Raw genomic sequence first — 18778 nt, forward strand, 5'->3', positions numbered from 1 at the left:
GACGACGCTAGCAGGCTAACAATCACATGACCCGACCCGAAAGAGGGGTTTTGGCGGATGTCTATGCCCCTCCTTTCGGAGGGGCGAGCAGGTTCAAGGCAGCCGGTGCGGCGCGCACGGCCTGGACGCGGTTCGAGACCGAGAGCTTGCCGAAAATGTTCTTCAGATGCCATTTCACCGTCGTCTCGCTGACTGACAAAGCGAGCGCTATATCGCGGTTGGACATGCCCTCCGACAGGCAGCGCAGCATTTCGGATTCGCGCTGTGTGAGTTCCTCTTTTTCGGCTGCCGGCATGGCCGGCTTGCGCGTCGCGACAGGCATCGTCTGCGCGGCATCGATGATACGCGTCGCATAGGCCGACAATGCCGGATCTGTCTTTGCCTGTGCCGCGCGCAGCCGCATCAAGGCCTCCACGACGGGCCTGCCCTCGTCGACGAAGGAGCGGATGAAGCCGGAGGGCTGGGCAAGCCGCAACGCTTCGAGCAGATGACGATCGGCCTCACGCGGGTCATGGCTGGCACTCTTGGCGCGCAGGATCAGCGCCAGTATGTGGCGGCGCATGCGCCCACCGCTTTTCGTTCGCTCCAGCAGCGCGTCGAAAATCGCCGCCGCAGCGGCATAGGATTTCTCCGCCGTCAGCAGCCGGCCCTCGGCGAAGAACTCGAATTCGTTGGCGACGGTTGGGGTGGTCTCGCCCTGGTCGCGGCGGTGTTCGTCGAGCAGCGCGCGCGCTTCCGGTATGCGGTTCTGGTCGATCAGCAGCCGGATGCGATCATGCACCAGCACCGAAGCGAGGCGGCGGTAGACGGAGCCGCGCACACGCTGGTAGACGCGCTCCAGCATGTCCAGTGCCGCGTCGCTCCGACCGGTCAGCTGCAACACGCGGGCATAGGTCGGCACGCTGGCCAGGGGATAGACGATGACCGCGGCGCCCTCGATCAGCGGCCCGAGATTCTCGACCAGCGCCAGCGCTTCGCCGGACGCGTTGGTCTCGTAGGCGAGTTCGGCAAGCAGCGTTCCGGCGAGCGCCTCGGCATAGGAGTTGGCGCCGATGCGCGTCCTGGCCTCGATGATCGCGTTGCGCAGCAGCCGTTCGGCGGCGGGCAGGCGGCCGGCCGAGCGTTCGATGACGGCCATGTAGCAATTGGCGATGGTGACGCCGAGCAGGCTGCCGCTGCGCTCATGCGCCTTGCGCGCCGCGTCCACCGCCGCGCGCGCCCCTTCGAGGTCGCCCAGCGCATAGAGGTTGTAGCCGATGACGTTGGCGGTCGCCCCTTCCATGAACCAGGCATCGGGCGCGATGATGCGCAACGCGGCCAGCGCGGTGTCGCGTGCGTCCTCGAACTGTTCCAGCGTGCTGTGCACCGCCGCGGCAAGAACCTCGAGTTCGGCCTCGATCGTGGTGCCGGTCAGCGTGCCCGGGTCATTGCCATCAGCCGGCCCGGCCTCCACCAGCTTGCGCGCGTTGGCGAGCGTCTGCTGGGCAATTTCGGGCTGGCTCGAGTGCACCGCAAGCCAGAGCACGACAAGCTGCAGCCGGATGCGCTGGTCGATCAGTTTCCTCGGCAGCAGCGCCAGCAACTGGCGCACATAGAGAAGCTGGCACTGGGCGATGAGTTCGAGCGCGTTGTTCTCGACGAACACCGCGGCGCGGGCCTGGTCGCCGGCGGCCAGCGCATGGCCGATGGCTTCGGTAAGCATCTTGCGTTCGCCGAACCATTCCGAAGCCGCCAGGTGCAGCGGCGCGATCATCTCCGGTTCGCGCCGTTCCATCTCGCGGCTGAGAAAGTCATGGAACAAATGATGATAGCGGAACCAGCGCCGCTCCTCGTCGAGCGGCACCAGGAACAGGTTGCGGGTCTCGATCTCGGTGATATCGGCCTCGGCGTCCGCCGTTCGCATCACCGCCCGGCAGGCCTCGGCGCTGAAGCGCTCGAAGATCGAGGAATGGAGCAGGAATTTCGCCAGCGCCGGCGGCAGTCCCAAAAACACTTCCCCCATCAGGAAGTCGGCGACATTGCGGTTGGCGCCGGTGAAATTGCCGATGACGGTTTCGGGCGCATGGGCGGCACTGAGCGACAGTGAGGCGAGCTGCAGGCCGGCGGCCCAGCCTTCGGTGCGCGAGCACAAGGTTTCCACCGTGCCGCTGCTGACGGAGAGGCCGAGCTTGTCGTTGAAGAAGGCTTCGGCCTCGGACGAGGCGAAACGCAGATCGTCCGGGCCGATTTCGAAGACATCGCCGAGGACCCGGAGCTTGCCGAGCTGCAGGTCGGGCAGGTTGCGCGAACCGATGACCAAGGCGACGTTGGCGGGCGCCTGCCGCGTCAGGCGTTCCATGAACCGCTTTACCGCCGGTTCTTCGATGGCATGATAGTCGTCGAAGAACAGGGTGATGTCGGCGTGGCGTGCCGCAAACCCCGCTATAAGGGCCGCGAGCACCACGTCGAGCTGCGGGATGGGACTCGACTGGAAGGCGAGGTCGAGCTCGGCCGGGTTCTGCACGAGATGGCGCAGCGCCCCGACCAGATGCGACAGGAAGGCGCCTTCGTCATTGTCCGTCGCTTCGCAGGACAGCCATGCCGTCAGCCGGCCATGGCGCGCGACCTCGGTTGCCCATTGCGCCATCGTCGTCGACTTGCCGAAGCCGGCGGGCGCGGCGAACAGCACGATGCGCGTGTCGACATGTCGCTCCAGCCTCGACAGGATAGCCTCGCGCCGCACCCACCGGCGGTGGTGGGGCGATGCCTGGCTGTCGGGTTGCGAAGACGGTCTCATCTGGCGCCGGACACCCATTCGGTTTCGATCAGCGGGATTTGCGGTGCGCAATCGCGCGGCAGGGTTCCCTTGACGCGCGGATCGTCGGTGATCTCGAAGCCGGCCGCGAAGGGTTCAAACCCGCACGCCCTGTAGAAGCCGATGACGCTGTGGTGATCGAAGCTGCTGGTGTGCAGCCAGATGCGGTCGGGTTTTAGGCGCCAGGCCTGATCGAGCGCGCCCGCCATCAGCCGCTTGCCAAGGCCTCGACCGGTCGAGGACGGGAAGAGGCCGAAATAGGTGATCTCGATCTCGTTGCCGTCGCCGGCAACGAATTCGACCATGCCGACATGGCCGCCGCTGTCATCGTGGCCGTAGTAGAGATGCTGGCGCGGGTCGGCGAAATGCGCCGCGATGTCCGCGTCCGACATTTCCGCGGCGCGGTCCCAGAGCCAGGGAGCGCCGATCTCGAGAAAGACCGAACGGTAGAAGGCGGGCTCGGGCTCGATGACGCGGGTCATCGCCAGCGGATGCGCGAGACCCTGCACCGGCGCGCGCGCCTCCATCCACGTCACCGCGTTGACGATCTTGCCGGCCGGAATGCGCCGGTAACCCGACGACAGGTCGGTGATTTCATCCGGCAATGTACCTTCGGTGACTTGCATTCGTCCTCGATCTCCGCCGCGTGGCCTCGCTGGCACATCAGGAAGCTGATGCCAACTCCGCGACGACCTGCCAAGAGGCTGCAGGGGTGGGCCATGATTTTGGCCCGCCTGTCTTCTTGCCTTTTCGAGAATGGCATATGAGATATGATACACCATTTACGGAGAAGCGGAATATCATGCCGGAGCGAATTGCGGACGAGGCCATTTTGCGGGCGGTCGACGACGGTTTCGACCGCCAGCTCGCCTTTTTGGCCGATCTCGTGCGCTTTCCCTCCCAACGTGGCGAGGAACATGCCGCGCAATCCTTCATGACGGCGGCCTATGAAGCCGATGGCTATGCGGTCGATATGTGGCGTGTCGATGTCGACGCGATCCGTGACTTGCCCGGATTTTCACCCGTGGCGGTTTCCTATGATGACGCCTTCAATGTCGTCGCCACCCATACGCCGAAGAACGCTACCGGCCGATCGCTGATCCTCAACGGGCATATCGATGTCGTGCCGACGGGACCGCTCGACCGCTGGGTGCGCGATCCCTACGATCCCGTGATTGAGGATGGCTGGATGCATGGTCGGGGCGCCGGCGACATGAAGGCCGGACTGTCGGCCTGCCTCTATGCGCTGGCCGCCTTGCGGAGCCTCGGTTATCAGCCGGCCGCGAAAGTGTTCCTGCAGTCCGTGGTCGAGGAGGAGTGCACCGGCAATGGCGCGCTCGCTTGCCTGCAGCGTGGCTACCGCGCCGCCGCCGCCTTCATTCCCGAACCGCTGGAGCCAAGGCTGATGCGTGCACAGGTCGGGCCGATCTGGTTCCGGGTCGAGGTCGATGGCGATCCGCAGCATGCGTCGGGCGCCTTCTCGGCCGGCGCCAATGCCATCGAAAAGGCCTTCCTCATCATCCAGGCGCTGAAGCAACTCGAAATCGTCTGGAACGCGCGCAAGGTCGATAACAGGCATTTCTGCGATCACCCGCACCCGATCCGCTTCAACCTCGGCAAGATCGAGGGCGGCGAGTGGACGTCCAGCGTTCCGGCGCGTTGCGTGTTCGAGATGCGTGTCGCGACCTATCCCGGCCAGAAGCTCGAGGACGCCCGCGCCGAGCTCGAAGCCTGCATCGCGGACGCGGCGCGCGCCGATCCGTTCCTCGCCAATCGTCCGCCGAGGATGACCTATAACGGCTTCATGGCCGAGGGCTACGTGCTTGAAGGGGCCGACGAGATGGAAGCTGTGCTGCGTCGCAGCCACACCGCCGTGTGGGGCGAGCCGCTGACGGAGCACGTCACCTCGGCCACGACAGATGCGCGTTTCTTCGGCCTCTATGCCGACACGCCGGCCATCGTCTATGGCCCGATCTGCCGCATGCCGCATGGCTATGACGAGGCCGTCGATCTCGACTCCGTGCGCAAGGTCACGCAGACCATCGCGCTCTTCATCGCCGACTGGTGCGGCCTCGAACCCATCGATGCCGAGGTCAGGCCATGAACGAGGCGGTATCGGATGCCTTCGGCGAGACGCTCGCGGAGGACGCGCCTGACGTTTCGATCGTCGAGGCGCTTGCCCTGTTGCGTCGGCACTATGGGGTCACAGGCAGCGCGCGCCCGCTGCCGGGCGAGCGCGATCACAATTTCCATATCGAGACCGAAGGCGAGGGCGCGTTCGTCCTGAAGGTCTCTCATCCGGCGGAAGAGGCCGGCTTCACCGATTTCCAGAACAAGGCGCTCGACCATATCCTGACGGTCGATCCTTCCTTGCCTGTTCCCTCGGTGCGCAAGAGCCTCGAAGGCGAAGCGCAGTTCATGGTCAGCGTCGGCGGCTCGCCGCCGCGCATCGTGCGGCTGGTCACCTATCTGCCGGGCCAACTGCTTTCGCGCTCGCCCACATCGGCGGCGCAGGATCGCAATCTCGGCATCTTCCTCGCCCGGCTTGGCCGGGCGCTGCGCGGATTCTTCCACCCGGCCGCGGGCAGCGACCTTTTGTGGGACATCCGCAAGGTCGCCAAGACGCGGCCAATGCTGGCGCATATCACCGACGCCGCCCATCGCGTCATGGTCGAGCGTGTCATCGACGCCTTCGAGGAACATGCGGCGCCGGTGATCCCCGGCCTGCGCGCACAGATCGTCCACAACGACATGAACTCCTACAATGTGGTGGTGGATGCCGCGCGGCCGGAAGTGGTCAGCGGCATCCTCGATTTCGGCGACATGATCCATTCGCCGCTGATCTGCGACCTCGCCATCGGTGCCGTCTACCGCTGGCCCGCCGAAGGTCATCCGCTGGCGCCTGCGGCTCGCTTCGTCGCCGGCTATCAGTCCGTGCAGCCGCTCGAAATCGAAGAGCTTGGTATCCTCTTCCATCTCATTCGCGCACGGCTCGCGCTCATCGCCAACATCGCCAGCTGGCAGGCCGAGCGGTTTCCGGCCAAACGCGACTATGTGCTGCGCCTCATCACCGAGGTCTGGACCTCGCTCGAACGGCTGGACGGTCTATCGCCCGCTGACGCCCGCCGCTATTTTCTCGACCATTCCAAGCCGGAGTAGATGCCCGTGTCCCAGTCCTCGCCCTATCCTGCAAACGCCGGCTCGGCGGCATCCGAGCAAGCCCTGCTCGATCGCCGTGCAAGATTGCTCGGGCCGACCTACCGCGCCTTCTACCGCAACCCGATCCATCTGGTGCGCGGCAGCGGCGTCTGGCTCTACGATGCGCAGGGCCGAAAATACCTCGACGCCTATAACAATGTCGCCTCCGTCGGGCACTGCCATCCGCGCGTCGTCGAGGCATTGTCGGGACAGGCCGCCACGCTCAACACGCACACGCGCTATCTCAGCGAGATCATCCTCGACTACGCCGAGAAGCTGCTTGGCACGCTGCCGCCCCATCTCGGCCATGCCATGTTCACCTGCACCGGCAGCGAGGCCAACGACCTTGCCATCCGCATTGCCCAGCACTCCAGCGGCAACACCGGCGTGATCATCACCGACTTCGCCTATCACGGCGCCACCATCGCCACCGCGCAGCTATCGCCGGCGGCGGTCGGGGCGAAAGGCGTGCCCGCGCAACACCGGACCGTGGCGGCGCCGGACACGTTGCGTGCCGGCGGCCGCGCCGCGCATGATTTCGCCAGAAATGTCGCCGCCGCCATCGAGGATATGCGCGCGCAAGGCATCCGTCCGGCGGCGCTGCTGCTCGATTCCGCCTTTTCCAGTGACGGCATCTTCTTCCCCGATGCCACCGTCATGCGCGAGGCGACCGATCACGTCAGGAAAGCGGGCGGCATCATCGTTGCCGACGAGGTCCAGTCCGGTTTCGGCCGGCTCGGACAGGGCATGTGGGGCTTCGCCAATTACGACCTCGAACCCGACATCGTCACCATGGGCAAGCCGATCGGCGACGGACATCCGATGGGCGCGGTCATCGTGCGGCCACGGCTTGTTGCCTCCTTCGGCTCGAACACCGGCTACTTCAACACCTTCGGCGGCAATCCGGTCGCGGCCGCTGTCGGCATCGCGGTGCTGAACGTCATCGAGGGCGAAGGGCTGATCGAGAACGCGCGCACGGTCGGCGCCTATACCGGAGAACTGCTGGACGCCTTGAAAGGCCGCCACGGCATGGTCGCCGACGTCAGGCACAACGGCCTCTATTTCGGCGTCGAACTGACGGCGGAGGATGAGGCCGCCGCCGCTGCCAAGACCTCGTCCGTCGTCGAAGCCATGCGCGAGGACGGCGTGCTGATCTCGTCCTGCGGTCCGCGCGGCAATGTGCTGAAGATCAGGCCGCCGCTGCCCTTTGCCAGGGACAATGCCGAGCAGTTGGCCGAGACGCTCGATCGCGCACTGTCGAAATGGTGAGCTGAGCGGGCGCATGCTGAAGCTCGAACATCAAACCCTCAACGACCGCGCCTATGGCGCGCTCAAGCAGGAATTGATCTCGGGCGGTTTCAGCCCGGGCCAGACACTGGTCATCCGCAAGCTCGCCGAGACCTTTGGCATTTCGACCACCCCGATCCGCGAGGCGCTGCAAAGGCTGGTCGCCGAGCGGTTGCTCGAAATGCAGAACAACCGCTCGATCATCGTGCCCTTGCTGTCCGAGCCCGCTTTCGAGGAGCTGACGCGCATCCGCATCGCCGTCGAGGGATTGGCGGGCGAGATGGCCGCCACGCGCATGGGTGAGAGCGCGCTGATTGACATACAGGCCGCGCTCGCCGGGATGCAGCGCGCCATCGAGGCCGGCGACGCCAAGGCCTATCTCGCGCTCAACGAGGCTTTCCACTTCGCCATCTACAGGCATGCCGGCGCGCCGATCCTCTTGAATATGATCCACGATCTCTGGGGGCGCGTCGGACCCTATCTCAAGCTGCTGATGCAGGCCGACCGTTACATTCCGCAGTCGAACGACGCGCATCTCAGGATTGTTGCCGCGTTGGAGCGGCGCGATGGCCTCGCCGTCCAGGCGTCCCTGGCGGAGGACATCGCCGTGGCCGCCGCAATTCTCTCCGAAAATCTTCGCGCGGCGCACTGACCGCACGGCAGGCTCGGTCGCCTATGCCGTTTCGTCCATCCGGTCGCGCAGCATGCTCCAGCCGAGCAGGATGTTGGGCGCGTGGCGCAGCAGGGCATGGAACGGGATCGGCGCCGGCGGCGCGAACGGCAGCGGCAAATCACGCGTGTCGGTTCCAGCGGCCCAGTCGGCCAGCACCTTGCCCATCGCCGTGGTCATGGCGATGCCGCGTCCATTGCAGGCGCGGCCGGCGATCAGGCCGGGGCCAAGATCCAGGAGGTGCGGCAGGAAATCCGGCTCGACCGCTGCCATTCCTGACCAGCCATAGGCAAGCGGCGGCAAATCAGGCAGGTCGAGGTGCCGGCCAAGCCGTCGCCAGATCGTTTCCGGCACGCGCGTGTCGGCGCCGGCGCCAAGGATATGCATGCCGCCGCTGATCAGCCGGTTGTCGGCATCGAAGCGGAAGGTGAAGAGATTGCGCCTGGTGTCGCCGACGCCTAGCCCCCCGGGAAGCAGACGCGTGCGGATTTCGAGCGGTAGCGGCGCCGTGGCGATCTGGAAAACCTTCAGTGGAATATAGGTTCGCCGCAGCAACGGCTCGAGCGACCCGCCATAGGCGTTGGTGGCGATCAGCACCCTGGCAGCGCGCACCGATCCCGATGGCGTTTTCAGCGCCCAGCCGTCGGCCACGCGATCGACCGACGTGACGCGTGTCCGTTCAAAGATGCGCGCGCCGGCTTTCTCCGCCGCATCGGCGAGCCCCCGCGCATAGGCGACGGGATTGAGCACGCCGCCTGAACGATCCATCCAGCCGCCGAGATAGCCGCGCGCGCCCGTCAGCGTTTCGACATCCGGCCGATCCAGGGTAACGGCAGGCCGGCCGCGCCGCGCCCATTGTGCGGCCCGTGACTTGACCTTCTCCAGGGCTGCGCGCGAGTGCGCCGGCTGGACCCATCCGTTTTGGACCGCGTCGCAGTCGATGCCGTGCCGCCGGATCAGGCCGAAGACGAGGTCGGCACTGCCGGCGGCAAAATCGATGAGGCGTTCGCCGCGTTCGGGGCCGAGATGCGCGAGGATGCTATCGGGATCCATCTTGGCGAAGTTCGGTACGACGAAACCGGCATTCCGGCCGGTCGCGCCCCAGGCGATGATTTCGGCTTCGAGAACGGCGACGGAAAGTCCTTTTCCGGCGGCGTGCAGTGCGGTTGAAAGCCCGGAAAAACCGCCGCCGACAATGGCGAGGTCGACATTGAGGTCGCCATTCAGCGCGGGCCGCTCGCGACGATCGCGGCTGACGGCGTGCCAGAGCGAAGCGCCATGCGCCTCCTGCCTGACCACGGCATTCATCCGTTGGAACCGCTTTTGGCCGTGTCGATCCGCTTACGCTTGCCAAGGCGCGTCCGCAGGGGCCTGTCGCCGAACAATCCGTTCGGCCTGATCAGCAGGATGACGCAGAGCATGACACCGATGGCGACGATCTGCAGTGAGGCGGCGCGCGCCTGCTGCTCCGGCGGGAAGAACACGCTGGTCAGCGTGCCCGATCCCGCCCATATCGCCCAGACCAGTATGCTGCCTATGACGGCGCCGCGATTGCTGCCGGAGCCGCCGACGATCAGCATGACCCAGACCTGGAAGGTGAGGATTGGCAAATAATTGTCGGGCGCGATGAAGCCGGTGAAATGCGCCTGCATTGCGCCGGCCAGCGCCATGATGGCGCCGCCGACGGCGAAGGCCTGGACGCGGTAGAAACGCGCGCTCTTGCCGAGCGAGATCGCCGCCCGCTCGTCCTCCCGCAGCGCCCTCAGCACGCGTCCCCAGGGGCTGCGCGACAGATGCTCCAGGGCGAGATAGGCCATCAGCGTCACCGCGCAGACGACCGCAAGGTTGGACAGGTTGAACAGCAGCGGCGTTTCGGCCAGGCCGCCGAACGGGCGTGGGATGAAACCGATGCCGAATGGTCCGCCGGTCAGTTTCTGCGCGTTGAGTGCGACCAGTTGCACGACGACGGCCACGCCAAAGGTGGTGATCGCGAGATAGTCGGATCTGAGACGCAGCGTGGCCATGCCGGTAAGTGCCGCGGCAATGCCGCCAACCACCATGGCGCCAATCCAGCCGACAAGGATCGGCAGGCCGAAGCCGCCGAGGCGCGTGGGATCGTCCGGCGTCGTCAGAAGCGCCGAGGTGTAGGCGCCGATGGCGACGAAACCGGCGAGGCCGACATTGAACAGGCCGGTCAGCCCCCACTGCAGATTGAGCCCCAGCGTGACCAGCGAGAAGATCAGCGCCGTGGTCAGGAAGAAGGCGCCGTAGCCGACGAGATCGATCATCTTTCCCGAACTCCGAAAAGGCCGATCGGCCGCACGAACAGCACTGCCATCAGGATGATGAAGGAGACGGCGGCGCGCCACTCCGCACCGATCAATTGCACCGCGCCGGCTTCGGCGAGCCCGATGATCAAGCCGCCGAGCACCGCGCCCGGGATGCTGCCGATGCCGCCGAGGATAGCTGCGGCGAACATCGGCAACAGCATGTCGAAGCCCATGAACGGGCGGATCTGTACTAGGACGCCGATCATGACGCCGGCGACGCAGGCAAGCGCGCCACCGATGATCCAGGTGACGCGCACCACGCTGGCGACGTCGATGCCGACGATGCGGGCCAGTGCCGCGTTCTGGCTCAGCGCCTGCATCGAGCGGCCGGTCTGCGTGCGTGTCATCAATAGATGCACGCCGAGCACGAGTGTGGCGGTCAGCAGCAGCAGGGCGATCTGGTCAGGCGTGATGCGGATGCCGAAGCCGACCGGCATGGCGATCTGGATCGCCCGGCTGAAATAGGTCGGCCGGGAGGTGAAGGTGAACTCCAATAGGCTGCGCAGTGCCATCGAGGCGCCGAAACTCGCCATCACCACGATGATCGCCTGCCCCTGCGAGCGCAGCCGCGAAAACAGCACCTTGTCGAGCAGCAGCGCCAGCAGTGCGGTGAACGCCATGCCGACGACCAGGGCAACAAGCAGCGGCCAGCCGAAGGACAGCGGCCCGATCGGCGCCACCTTGCCGAACATCGCGCCGATGGCGCTGACCACGGCCAGCGTCGCATAGGTGCCCCAGGCCATGAAGTCGCCATGGGCGAAGTTGGAGAAACGCAGGATCGAATAGGTGAGCGTCACGCCGATGGCGCCGAGGCCGATCATCGAACCCGTCAGCAATCCGTCGACGACAAATTGCAGGCTCATGCCGCGCCTCCCTTGTGAAGCTGAGGGCGTTGGCCGAGATAGAGTTCGGCGACGACCGGGTCGTTCCACAATTCGGAGGCGATGCCTTCGTGCCGGTCCTTGCCTTCGACCAGCACATAGGCGCGGTCGCCGATGGCAAGTGCCGCCTTGGCGTTCTGCTCGACAAGCAGGATTGTGACGCCGGACTTGCGGATGCCGGCCAGCATCTCGAACACCATCGACACGAATTTCGGCGACAGGCCGGCGGACGGCTCGTCCAGCACCAGCACCTTGGGGTGGACGATCAGCGCCCGCGCGACGGCGAGCATTTGCCGCTGGCCGCCCGAAAGATTGCCGGCGGCCGTGCGCCGCTGGCGGACGAGGTCGGGGAAGGCGGCATACATTTCCTCGATGCGGCCGGGAATTTCGCGCCGCTCGAGGATGCCGCAGGCAACCCTGAGATTGTCCTCGACCGACATCAGCGGAAAGATGTTCTCGGTCTGCGGCACGAAGGCGAGGCCAAGCCGCACCATGGTGTGGGCCGGTGCGGCGGTGATATCCCTGCCGTCCAGGAACACCGTGCCGCCGGTGATCGGCACGAGGCCGGCGATCGCCTTGATGAAGCTCGATTTGCCGGCCCCGTTGGGACCGAGGACGACGACGATCTCGCCTTTTCTGACCGTGATCGAGGCGCCGCGCACGATCGGCACGCCGGGCTCGTAGCCGGCTTCCAGGTCGCGGACGTCGAGGACAGTCTCGCTCATGCCGCGCCTCCAAGATAAGCCTCGATGACGCGTGGATCGCGCGCGACCTCTTCCGCCCTGCCTTCGCTGAGCAATTGGCCGCTCGCCATGACCAGGACGCGGTGACAGAGCCGCGTCACCATGTCGATATTGTGCTCGATCAGCAGGAAGGTGATGCCGCGCGCATTGATGTCGCGGATGCGGTCGATGATGACTTCGAGCAGCGTCGCGTTGACGCCCGCCGCCGGTTCGTCGAGCAGGATGATCGCCGGATCGGCCATCATCACCCGGGCAAGTTCGAGCAGCTTGCGCTGGCCTCCGGACAGCACGCGCGCCGGCTCATGCGCGAGGTGGGTGAGGGTGACCAGGTCCAGCAGGTCGAGCGCCTTTGTCCGGGCGGCTCTTTCCTGCGCCGCCACCCGCCACGGCGTGACGAAGTTGGCGAGCAGCCTTTCGCCCGCCTGGCCCTGTGCCGCCAGCATGATGTTTTCGATCAGTGTCAGATTGGGCAGCGGGCGCGGAATCTGGAAGGTGCGGCCGAGCCCTCGGCCGATGCGCAGATGGGCGGCTTCGCCGGAGACGCGCACGCCGTTGACCAGGATATCGCCGCTGGTGGGCAGGATGCTGCCGGCAAGCAGGTCGAACATCGTCGTCTTGCCGGCGCCGTTAGGTCCGATCAGGCCAAGGATTTCGCCTGCCTTGACGTCGAACGAGACATCGTTGACCGCAACAAGGCCGCCGAACCGCCTGACGACATTCCTTGCCGTCAGGACCGGCGCATGGGTCTCCCGCCCTTGCGGTCTGCTTGCCTCGCTCATCAAACCCTCTGGCCGAAGACGATCGTCGCCGTCTTCTGATTTTTGATTTGTGATCACACTTGCTTTGATCACGCTATTCGGCTTTAATTTCATCCGCAAGCCGAAATCCGGCCAAGAACGGAATCCCATGCAAAAGGCTGCCATCGAAAGGAACAACGAGGCGATCGCGGCCCAGCTTGCGCCGGTCGGCCGCGAAACGGTGCAGGATCGGGTTTATTCCGAACTGCGACGCGCCTTGATCGGCGGCCTGTTCGAGCCAAGCCAGGTGCTGACCATTCGTGGCCTGGCCGATGCGCTGGTTACCTCGACCATGCCGGTGCGCGAGGCGCTCGGCCGGCTGATCACGGAAAAGGCACTGGAGGCGCTGCCCAACCGCTCGGTGCGCGTGCCGCCGATCACGCTGGAGCGTCTCGACGATCTCCTGCGGGCCCGAGTCCTGATCGAGGGCGAGGCGATCGCGCTTGCCGCGGCGCGCATGGGGCCGCGCCAGATCGCCGCCATCGAAACCATTCTTGGCGAATGGGACGAGATGCGGGCGCTGAAGCACAAGAAGGATGTCGACCGCGAAGTGACGCTCAACCAGAGCTTTCACTTCGAGATCTACCGCTCCTGTGGCTCGGCCGTGCTGATCCCGATGATCGAGAGCCTGTGGCTGCAATCGGGGCCATGCATCCGCGTCGCCATCTACGCCTTCTCGGAAGCCGGCGAGGTCGACACCGCCCAGTATCACCGCCGCATCGTCGAGGCATTGGCCACGCAGGACGCGCGAGCGGCACGCGAAGCGCTGGTCGCCGACATCAGCCGGCCCTTCACCTTCCTGCGCAGCAAACTGCAATCCGCCGCCGCGAAAGGCCAGCCATGACCGCCATCAGGATCAGCGAGCCGCGCTCGAAGCTTTCCGTCACGGCGCTGCTGCTGCCCGGGAAGGCGCCGGAAAACGCCGCCTTTCTCACGGCCTATCTGGCCGCGCCACGCGTCGTTCCGGGCATCCACGCCATGTGGACGGGACCGGAAATTTCCTGCCCGGTTCCCGCCGCCGATATAGAGGGGCAAGCCTATGCCAGGCCATTGCCGGCGGAGAACGCGACGCTGACGCCGCAGCCGGGCGATATCGTACTGTCCTATGTGCCGCCGCGCATGTGGGGCGGCAATCCCAATGCAATCTTCGACATCGGCCTGTTCTATGGCCAGGGCGCTCGGCTTCTGTTCCCGATCGGCTGGCTGGCCGGCAGCGTGGTGGCGCAGGTCAAGCCCGAGGAGCGCGATCAATTCGCGGCCGCCTGCGGCATCATCCGCCGCAACGGCGCGTGCGACATCACCTTCAGTCTGGCGGAGGCTTGAATGGCTGAACGCGACGACAGTTTCGAACTCTTCGACCTCCGCGTCGAGGCGGTCATCCCGCATGGCAAACCGATCTATTGCGGCGCCAACTCAGGCGATTATTTCGAACTCAAGGGCGAGATGCTGTCGATGCCGGCGGGGCAGGGCTTTTCGATCTATTCGCTCGCCGCGGTGCTTCCTCTGCTCGCGGCAAAGCAGCGCCCGAGCGACGCCAATGACTGGATGACCTCGGATGCCGAGATCGCCTGTCCCGATCCCAATTGCGGCAGCCGGCTGCGGATCGTCAGGCTGGCCAAGCGACGGTTCAGCCATGCCGAAACCACGGCCGTGCCACTGCCGAAGGAGAATGACCTGACATGACCGCCAGGACCTTCGAACTCGGGCCCGGCTACACGATCTCGCGCGTCATTCGTGGCGGCTGGCAACTGGCCGGCGGGCATGGCGCCATCGATCGCGGTCAAGCGGTGACCGACCTGATCGCCACCTTCGATGCCGGCATCTGGACCTACGATTGCGCCGATATCTACACCGGCGTCGAGGAACTGATCGGCGCCGCGCGCTTGCGGCTGGCCAATGAGCGTGGCCTCGATGCGGCGGCCAAAATGAAGGTGCACACCAAGCTGGTGCCTGATCTGGAACGGCTGGCCAATATCAGCCGCGATTATATCAGGGGCATTGTCGACCAGTCGCTGCGGCGGCTAAAGACCGAGCGGCTCGATCTCGTGCAGTTCCACTGGTGGGACTATGCGATGGCCGGCTATGTCGATGCGATGGGCTGGCTCGACGAGCTTCGGCGCGAGGGCAAGGTGCGCAATCTCGGCACCACCAATTTCGACGCGCCGCGCCTCGCCGAAATCCTCGCCGCCGGCATCCCGCTGGTCAGCCAGCAACTGCAATATTCGGTGCTCGACCAGCGCCCCGCGAACAGCCTTGCCGAACTGGCCGCGAAGAACGGCGTCAGCTTCCTCTGCTACGGCTCTGTCGCCGGCGGCTTCCTCAGCGACAAATGGCTCGGCGTGGCCGAACCCGCCACGCCGCTCGAAAACCGTTCGCTGGTCAAGTACAAGCTGATCATCGATGATTTCGGCGGCTGGGACCTGTTCCAGCAACTGCTCCAGGCACTCAAGGCCGTCGGCGGCCGCCACGGCGTCGATATCGCCACGATAGCCAGCGCCTGGGTGCTGGAGCAGCCGCAAGTGGCCGCCGTCATCGTCGGCGCCCGCAACCAGGCGCATGCGCTGGCCAATGTCAAAATCATGGATGTCGTACTCGACGCCGATGACCGCGCGCGGATTGCCGCCGTCATCGCCCAGGGCAACGGCCTCGAGGGTGACGTCTACACACTGGAGCGTGACCGCGAGGGCCGCCACGGCTCGATCATGCACTACAATCTGAACGCGGGCCGGGTGTGAAACCATGGACGACAGGCTGTTTTCGCAGGCCAGCGCCGAGATCATCGACCTGCATCGTTTTTTCGTCGACTGGTTCGTTGCCGCACGCGCCGACAAAGTGGATTTCGGCCGTTTCGAAGCCGTCATGGGCGAAGGCCTGACCATGATCGCGCCAGGCGGCCAGGTCCTCGACCGCGATGCCGTGATCGACCATGTTCGCTCCAGCCGCGCCACCTGCGACGACGGCTTCGCCATCTCGATCGAGGACATCAAGCCCGGATGGCAGGACGGCGATACGATCGTCGTCCTCTATGTCGAGGCGCAGTCGCGTGACGGCAAGCACAGCCGCCGCCAGTCTAGCGCCGTTTTCACCACCAGTTCATCGGCGCCCAATGGCGTCCAATGGCGGCATCTGCATGAAACCTGGCTGCAGGTGCCGGAACACTGAGACTTTCCAGACGTCAAATCAGTTCGTGTAACTCAAGGGGAACAACAATGAGAAAGACGATACTCCAACTCACCACCGCACTTGCTCTTGTCACGATTGCCGGTGCTGCCCAGGCCGCCGACTGCAAGATCACCGTCGGCCTCGTCATGGAATTGACCGGTCCGGCTGGCGAATACGGCCAGGCCGGCGCCAAGTCGGTCGAAATGGCCTTCCGCGACATCAACGATGCCGGCGGGGTGCGCGGTTGCGATCTCGTCACCGACACGCGCGACAGCCAAAGCCAGGGCAACATCGCGGTCGATGCCGCCACCCAGCTGGTTCAGGTCAAGAAAGTGCCTGTGATCATCGGCGGCATCATTTCCTCGGTGTCGATCCCGATCCTGACCTCGGTCACCGCGCCGGCCAAGATCGTCCAGGTCTCGCCGGCGTCGTCCTCGCCGACGCTGACGACACTCGGCCGCGACGGCAAGACCAACGGCATCTTCTTCCGCACCATCACCTCGGACGCGCTGCAGGGCGTCGCCGCCGCCAAATATGCCGTCGACAAGGGTTTCAAGAAGCTGGCGATCATCCACGTCAACAACGACTTCGGCGTCAACATGGTGGCCGAATTCTCGCGTGCCTACAAAGCGCTCGGCGGCACCATCGTCTCCGACACGCCCTACAATGAGAAGCAATCGAGCTATGCCTCCGAGGTCACCGCCGCGATGGGAGGCGAGCCGGACGGGCTTTACCTGGTCAGCACGCCCGTTGACGGCGCCACCATCGCCCGCACCTGGATTTCGCAGGGCGGCGTGCAGAAATTCCTGCTCAATGACGGCATGAACAGCCCCGATTTCATCGAGTCGGTCGGCGCCGACTATCTGAAGGACGCCTATGGCACGTCGTCCGGCACCAGCCCGACCGCCTCGACCGAGTATTTCACCAAGAACTACAAGGCATTCTCCGGCATCGAACCGTCGAACCCGGCGGCCGACCGTTCCTACGATGCCGGCGCCATCGTCGGCCTGGCCATCGCCATTGCCGGCTCGGAGGATCCGGCCAAGATCAAGGATGCCATGTACAAGGCGGTCGACCCTGCCGGCACGCCGATCTATGCCGGCAAGGAGGAGTTCGCCAAGGCGCTCGGCCTGATCAAGGATGGCAAGCCGATCCGTTACGAAGGCGTCATCGGCCCTGTCGCTTTCGACAAATTCGGTGACATCACCGGCCCGTTCCGGCTGTGGAAGATCGCCGACGGCAAGGTGACGACCGATGGCGAAATGACCACCGACGACGTCAACGCGCTGCAGGCCAAGCTTCAGTAAGCCGACACCGTGCTTCCGGCATCGATCTCGCCTCGTCGCGATTGGTGCCGGCATCGCCTGGGCCTAGTCGATATCGCTTGCACGGCATGCGATCACGAATAGGATCGGCCGGCTGCAATTCTGGGATGGCGAGCGTGTCGGACGGAAATACTCATCGTGCCATCCGATCGGTGGGTCCCGACGACGCGCCTCGCCACACAGGCGCCTGAGCGCGATGTCGCCTGAAACGGAACGACTTCTGTCTGCTCTCGGCGACCGGCTGGGCGCCGGCGGCATCCTCGCCGGCTCCGACGTCGACCAGCGCTATCGCGACGATCCCGACGGCAAGCTTGGCGCACTTCCCGAAGCCGTGCTGCGGCCGCGCGACACAATTGGTGTCGCGGCTGTCCTTGCCGGTTGCAACGCTGTCGGCCAGCCGGTCGTCGTCCAGGGCGGACGCACCGGCCTGGCCGGCGGTGCCCGCGTCCAGCCGGGCGAGATCGTGCTGTCGCTGGAGCGCATGACCGGCCTTGCCCCGCCAGACATCCAAGCCGCCAGCATCATTGCCGAAGCCGGTGCCACGCTGCAGGCGGTGCAGGAGGCCGCCGACGGCGCCGGGCTGATGTTCGGCGTCGATATCGGCGCGCGGGGTTCGGCCACGGTCGGCGGCAACATCGCCACCAATGCCGGCGGCATCCGCGTGCTGCGCTATGGCATGTACCGGGCGCAGGTGCTGGGGTTGGAGGCGGTGCTTGCCGATGGGAGCGTGCTGACGTCGCTGAAGGGCCTGCCCAAGGACAATTCCGGCTATGATCTAAGCCAGCTCTTCATCGGCGCGGAAGGGACGCTTGGCATCGTTACGCGCGCCGCGCTCCGGCTTCATCCGAAGCCAGCCTCCGAGGTGAACGCCTTCTGCGCGCTGCCCTCGCTCGATGCGGCGATCGCCCTGCTTGGTCTGCTGCGGCAGAAACTCGGTCCGCTTCTGTCCGCCTATGAGGTCAACTTCGCGCCGCTCTATGACCTCATGGTCGCCAGCATGGCCATGCCGGCGCCGCTGCCGGCTGGCGCGCCCGTCTATGTGCTGGCGGAGATCCAGGGCAGCGAGCCGGACCGCGACAGCGAGCGCTTCGCCGAAGTCCTGATGCAGGCGGTCGAGAACAGCGTCGTCGACGATGTGGTCGTCTCGCAATCGCCGCGCGAATTCCGCGCGCTCTGGGACGTGCGCGAGGACGCCAATCGTATCCTGTTTGCGATCAAGGGCCTGATCGGTGTCGACATCAGCATCCCGCTGGCGCGCATGGGAGCCTTCCTGCAGGAAGCGGATGCCGCTATCCACGCCGTCGATCCCGGCGCCGACATCTATGTCTTCGGCCATCTCGGCGACGGCAACCTGCACTATCAGGTCCTGACCAAGGATCCGGCGGCGGCCTATGGCATCATCTATCGGGGCGTGGCAGCGGCCGGCGGCGGCGTGTCGGCCGAGCACGGCATCGGGCTCGACAAGAAGCAGTGGCTGCATCTGGTGCGCAGCGAAGCCGAAATCGCCGCGATGCGGCGGCTGAAGACGGCGCTCGATCCGAAGAACATTCTTAACCCGGGACGGGTCTTCGACCTCGGCCCATCGGCTTGA

18 protein-coding genes are annotated in these 18778 nt (G+C 65.5%); 11 read left to right on the forward strand and 7 right to left on the reverse strand.

The features are described from left to right. Window positions 1–61 precede the first annotated feature (61 nt). The gene (locus tag FJ948_RS14245) at window positions 62–2776 is read right to left on the reverse strand and encodes a LuxR C-terminal-related transcriptional regulator (RefSeq protein WP_140705386.1); all 2715 of its coding nucleotides are present in this window, start codon (window positions 2774–2776) and stop codon (window positions 62–64) included. Further along, complete coding sequence (locus FJ948_RS14250) at window positions 2773–3420, reverse strand: GNAT family N-acetyltransferase (protein WP_140705388.1); 648 nt, start codon at window positions 3418–3420, stop codon at window positions 2773–2775. Before FJ948_RS14250 ends, FJ948_RS14245 begins: the two co-directional genes overlap by 4 nt. A 176-nt stretch (window positions 3421–3596) precedes the next feature. Between FJ948_RS14250 and FJ948_RS14255 the strand changes: the two genes are divergently transcribed. Genes FJ948_RS14255 through FJ948_RS14270 form a run of 4 tightly spaced genes read left to right on the forward strand, consistent with a single transcriptional unit; the run spans window position 3597 to window position 7931 of the window. Then, a complete protein-coding gene (locus tag FJ948_RS14255; protein WP_181173663.1) occupies window positions 3597–4898 on the forward strand; it encodes an ArgE/DapE family deacylase in 1302 nt (433 codons plus the stop codon). Next, window positions 4895–5953 (forward strand): phosphotransferase, encoded by a 1059-nt coding sequence (locus tag FJ948_RS14260; protein WP_140705390.1) that lies wholly within the window; start codon window positions 4895–4897, stop codon window positions 5951–5953. Before FJ948_RS14255 ends, FJ948_RS14260 begins: the two co-directional genes overlap by 4 nt. Next, on the forward strand, window positions 5954–7261 hold the full coding sequence (locus FJ948_RS14265; RefSeq protein ID WP_181173664.1) for an aspartate aminotransferase family protein: 1308 nt from the start codon (window positions 5954–5956) through the stop codon (window positions 7259–7261). Window positions 7262–7274: 13 nt separating this feature from the next. Next, the gene (locus FJ948_RS14270) at window positions 7275–7931 is read left to right on the forward strand and encodes a GntR family transcriptional regulator (RefSeq protein ID WP_140705394.1); all 657 of its coding nucleotides are present in this window, start codon (window positions 7275–7277) and stop codon (window positions 7929–7931) included. 21 nt (window positions 7932–7952) lie between these two features. Here the strand turns inward: FJ948_RS14270 and FJ948_RS14275 are convergent, their stop codons facing one another. Genes FJ948_RS14275 through FJ948_RS14295 form a run of 5 tightly spaced genes read right to left on the reverse strand, consistent with a single transcriptional unit; the run spans window position 7953 to window position 12682 of the window. Next, window positions 7953–9257 (reverse strand): FAD-dependent oxidoreductase, encoded by a 1305-nt coding sequence (locus tag FJ948_RS14275; RefSeq protein ID WP_140705396.1) that lies wholly within the window; start codon window positions 9255–9257, stop codon window positions 7953–7955. Continuing rightward, window positions 9254–10237, reverse strand: a complete 984-nt coding sequence (locus tag FJ948_RS14280; RefSeq protein WP_181173665.1) for a branched-chain amino acid ABC transporter permease — start codon at window positions 10235–10237, stop codon at window positions 9254–9256. The genes FJ948_RS14275 and FJ948_RS14280 overlap by 4 nt, the downstream gene beginning before the upstream one ends. Next, window positions 10234–11142 (reverse strand): branched-chain amino acid ABC transporter permease, encoded by a 909-nt coding sequence (locus FJ948_RS14285; RefSeq protein WP_140705398.1) that lies wholly within the window; start codon window positions 11140–11142, stop codon window positions 10234–10236. Before FJ948_RS14285 ends, FJ948_RS14280 begins: the two co-directional genes overlap by 4 nt. Continuing rightward, window positions 11139–11885, reverse strand: coding sequence for an ABC transporter ATP-binding protein (locus FJ948_RS14290; protein ID WP_140705399.1), 747 nt, complete (start codon window positions 11883–11885; stop codon window positions 11139–11141). Before FJ948_RS14290 ends, FJ948_RS14285 begins: the two co-directional genes overlap by 4 nt. Further along, window positions 11882–12682: an ABC transporter ATP-binding protein gene (locus FJ948_RS14295; RefSeq protein ID WP_140705401.1), complete on the reverse strand. Its 801-nt coding sequence runs from the start codon at window positions 12680–12682 to the stop codon at window positions 11882–11884. Before FJ948_RS14295 ends, FJ948_RS14290 begins: the two co-directional genes overlap by 4 nt. 127 nt (window positions 12683–12809) lie before the next feature. Here FJ948_RS14295 and FJ948_RS14300 point away from each other — a divergent pair, with 127 nt between their 5' ends. The 7 genes from FJ948_RS14300 (at window position 12810) to FJ948_RS14330 (ending at window position 18778) form a co-directional block, all read left to right on the forward strand. Then, window positions 12810–13544 carry a GntR family transcriptional regulator gene (locus FJ948_RS14300; RefSeq protein ID WP_140705403.1) on the forward strand — a complete coding sequence of 245 codons (735 nt, stop codon included), beginning with the start codon at window positions 12810–12812 and terminating at the stop codon, window positions 13542–13544. Beyond that, the gene (locus tag FJ948_RS14305; protein WP_140705405.1) at window positions 13541–14023 is read left to right on the forward strand and encodes a DUF3830 family protein; all 483 of its coding nucleotides are present in this window, start codon (window positions 13541–13543) and stop codon (window positions 14021–14023) included. The genes FJ948_RS14300 and FJ948_RS14305 overlap by 4 nt, the downstream gene beginning before the upstream one ends. Next, complete coding sequence (locus FJ948_RS14310; protein WP_140705407.1) at window positions 14024–14383, forward strand: TIGR04076 family protein; 360 nt, start codon at window positions 14024–14026, stop codon at window positions 14381–14383. Continuing rightward, window positions 14380–15435 carry an aldo/keto reductase gene (locus FJ948_RS14315; RefSeq protein ID WP_140705409.1) on the forward strand — a complete coding sequence of 352 codons (1056 nt, stop codon included), beginning with the start codon at window positions 14380–14382 and terminating at the stop codon, window positions 15433–15435. Before FJ948_RS14310 ends, FJ948_RS14315 begins: the two co-directional genes overlap by 4 nt. A gap of 4 nt (window positions 15436–15439) precedes the next feature. Next, a complete protein-coding gene (locus tag FJ948_RS14320; RefSeq protein WP_140705411.1) occupies window positions 15440–15862 on the forward strand; it encodes a DUF4440 domain-containing protein in 423 nt (140 codons plus the stop codon). Window positions 15863–15909: 47 nt separating this feature from the next. Next, the gene (locus tag FJ948_RS14325; protein ID WP_140705413.1) at window positions 15910–17169 is read left to right on the forward strand and encodes an ABC transporter substrate-binding protein; all 1260 of its coding nucleotides are present in this window, start codon (window positions 15910–15912) and stop codon (window positions 17167–17169) included. Between the two features lie 214 nt (window positions 17170–17383). After that, on the forward strand, window positions 17384–18778 hold the full coding sequence (locus tag FJ948_RS14330; RefSeq protein WP_140705415.1) for an FAD-binding oxidoreductase: 1395 nt from the start codon (window positions 17384–17386) through the stop codon (window positions 18776–18778).

The sequence above is a fragment of the Mesorhizobium sp. B2-3-12 genome (genome assembly GCF_006442205.1).
Classification (GTDB): domain Bacteria; phylum Pseudomonadota; class Alphaproteobacteria; order Rhizobiales; family Rhizobiaceae; genus Mesorhizobium.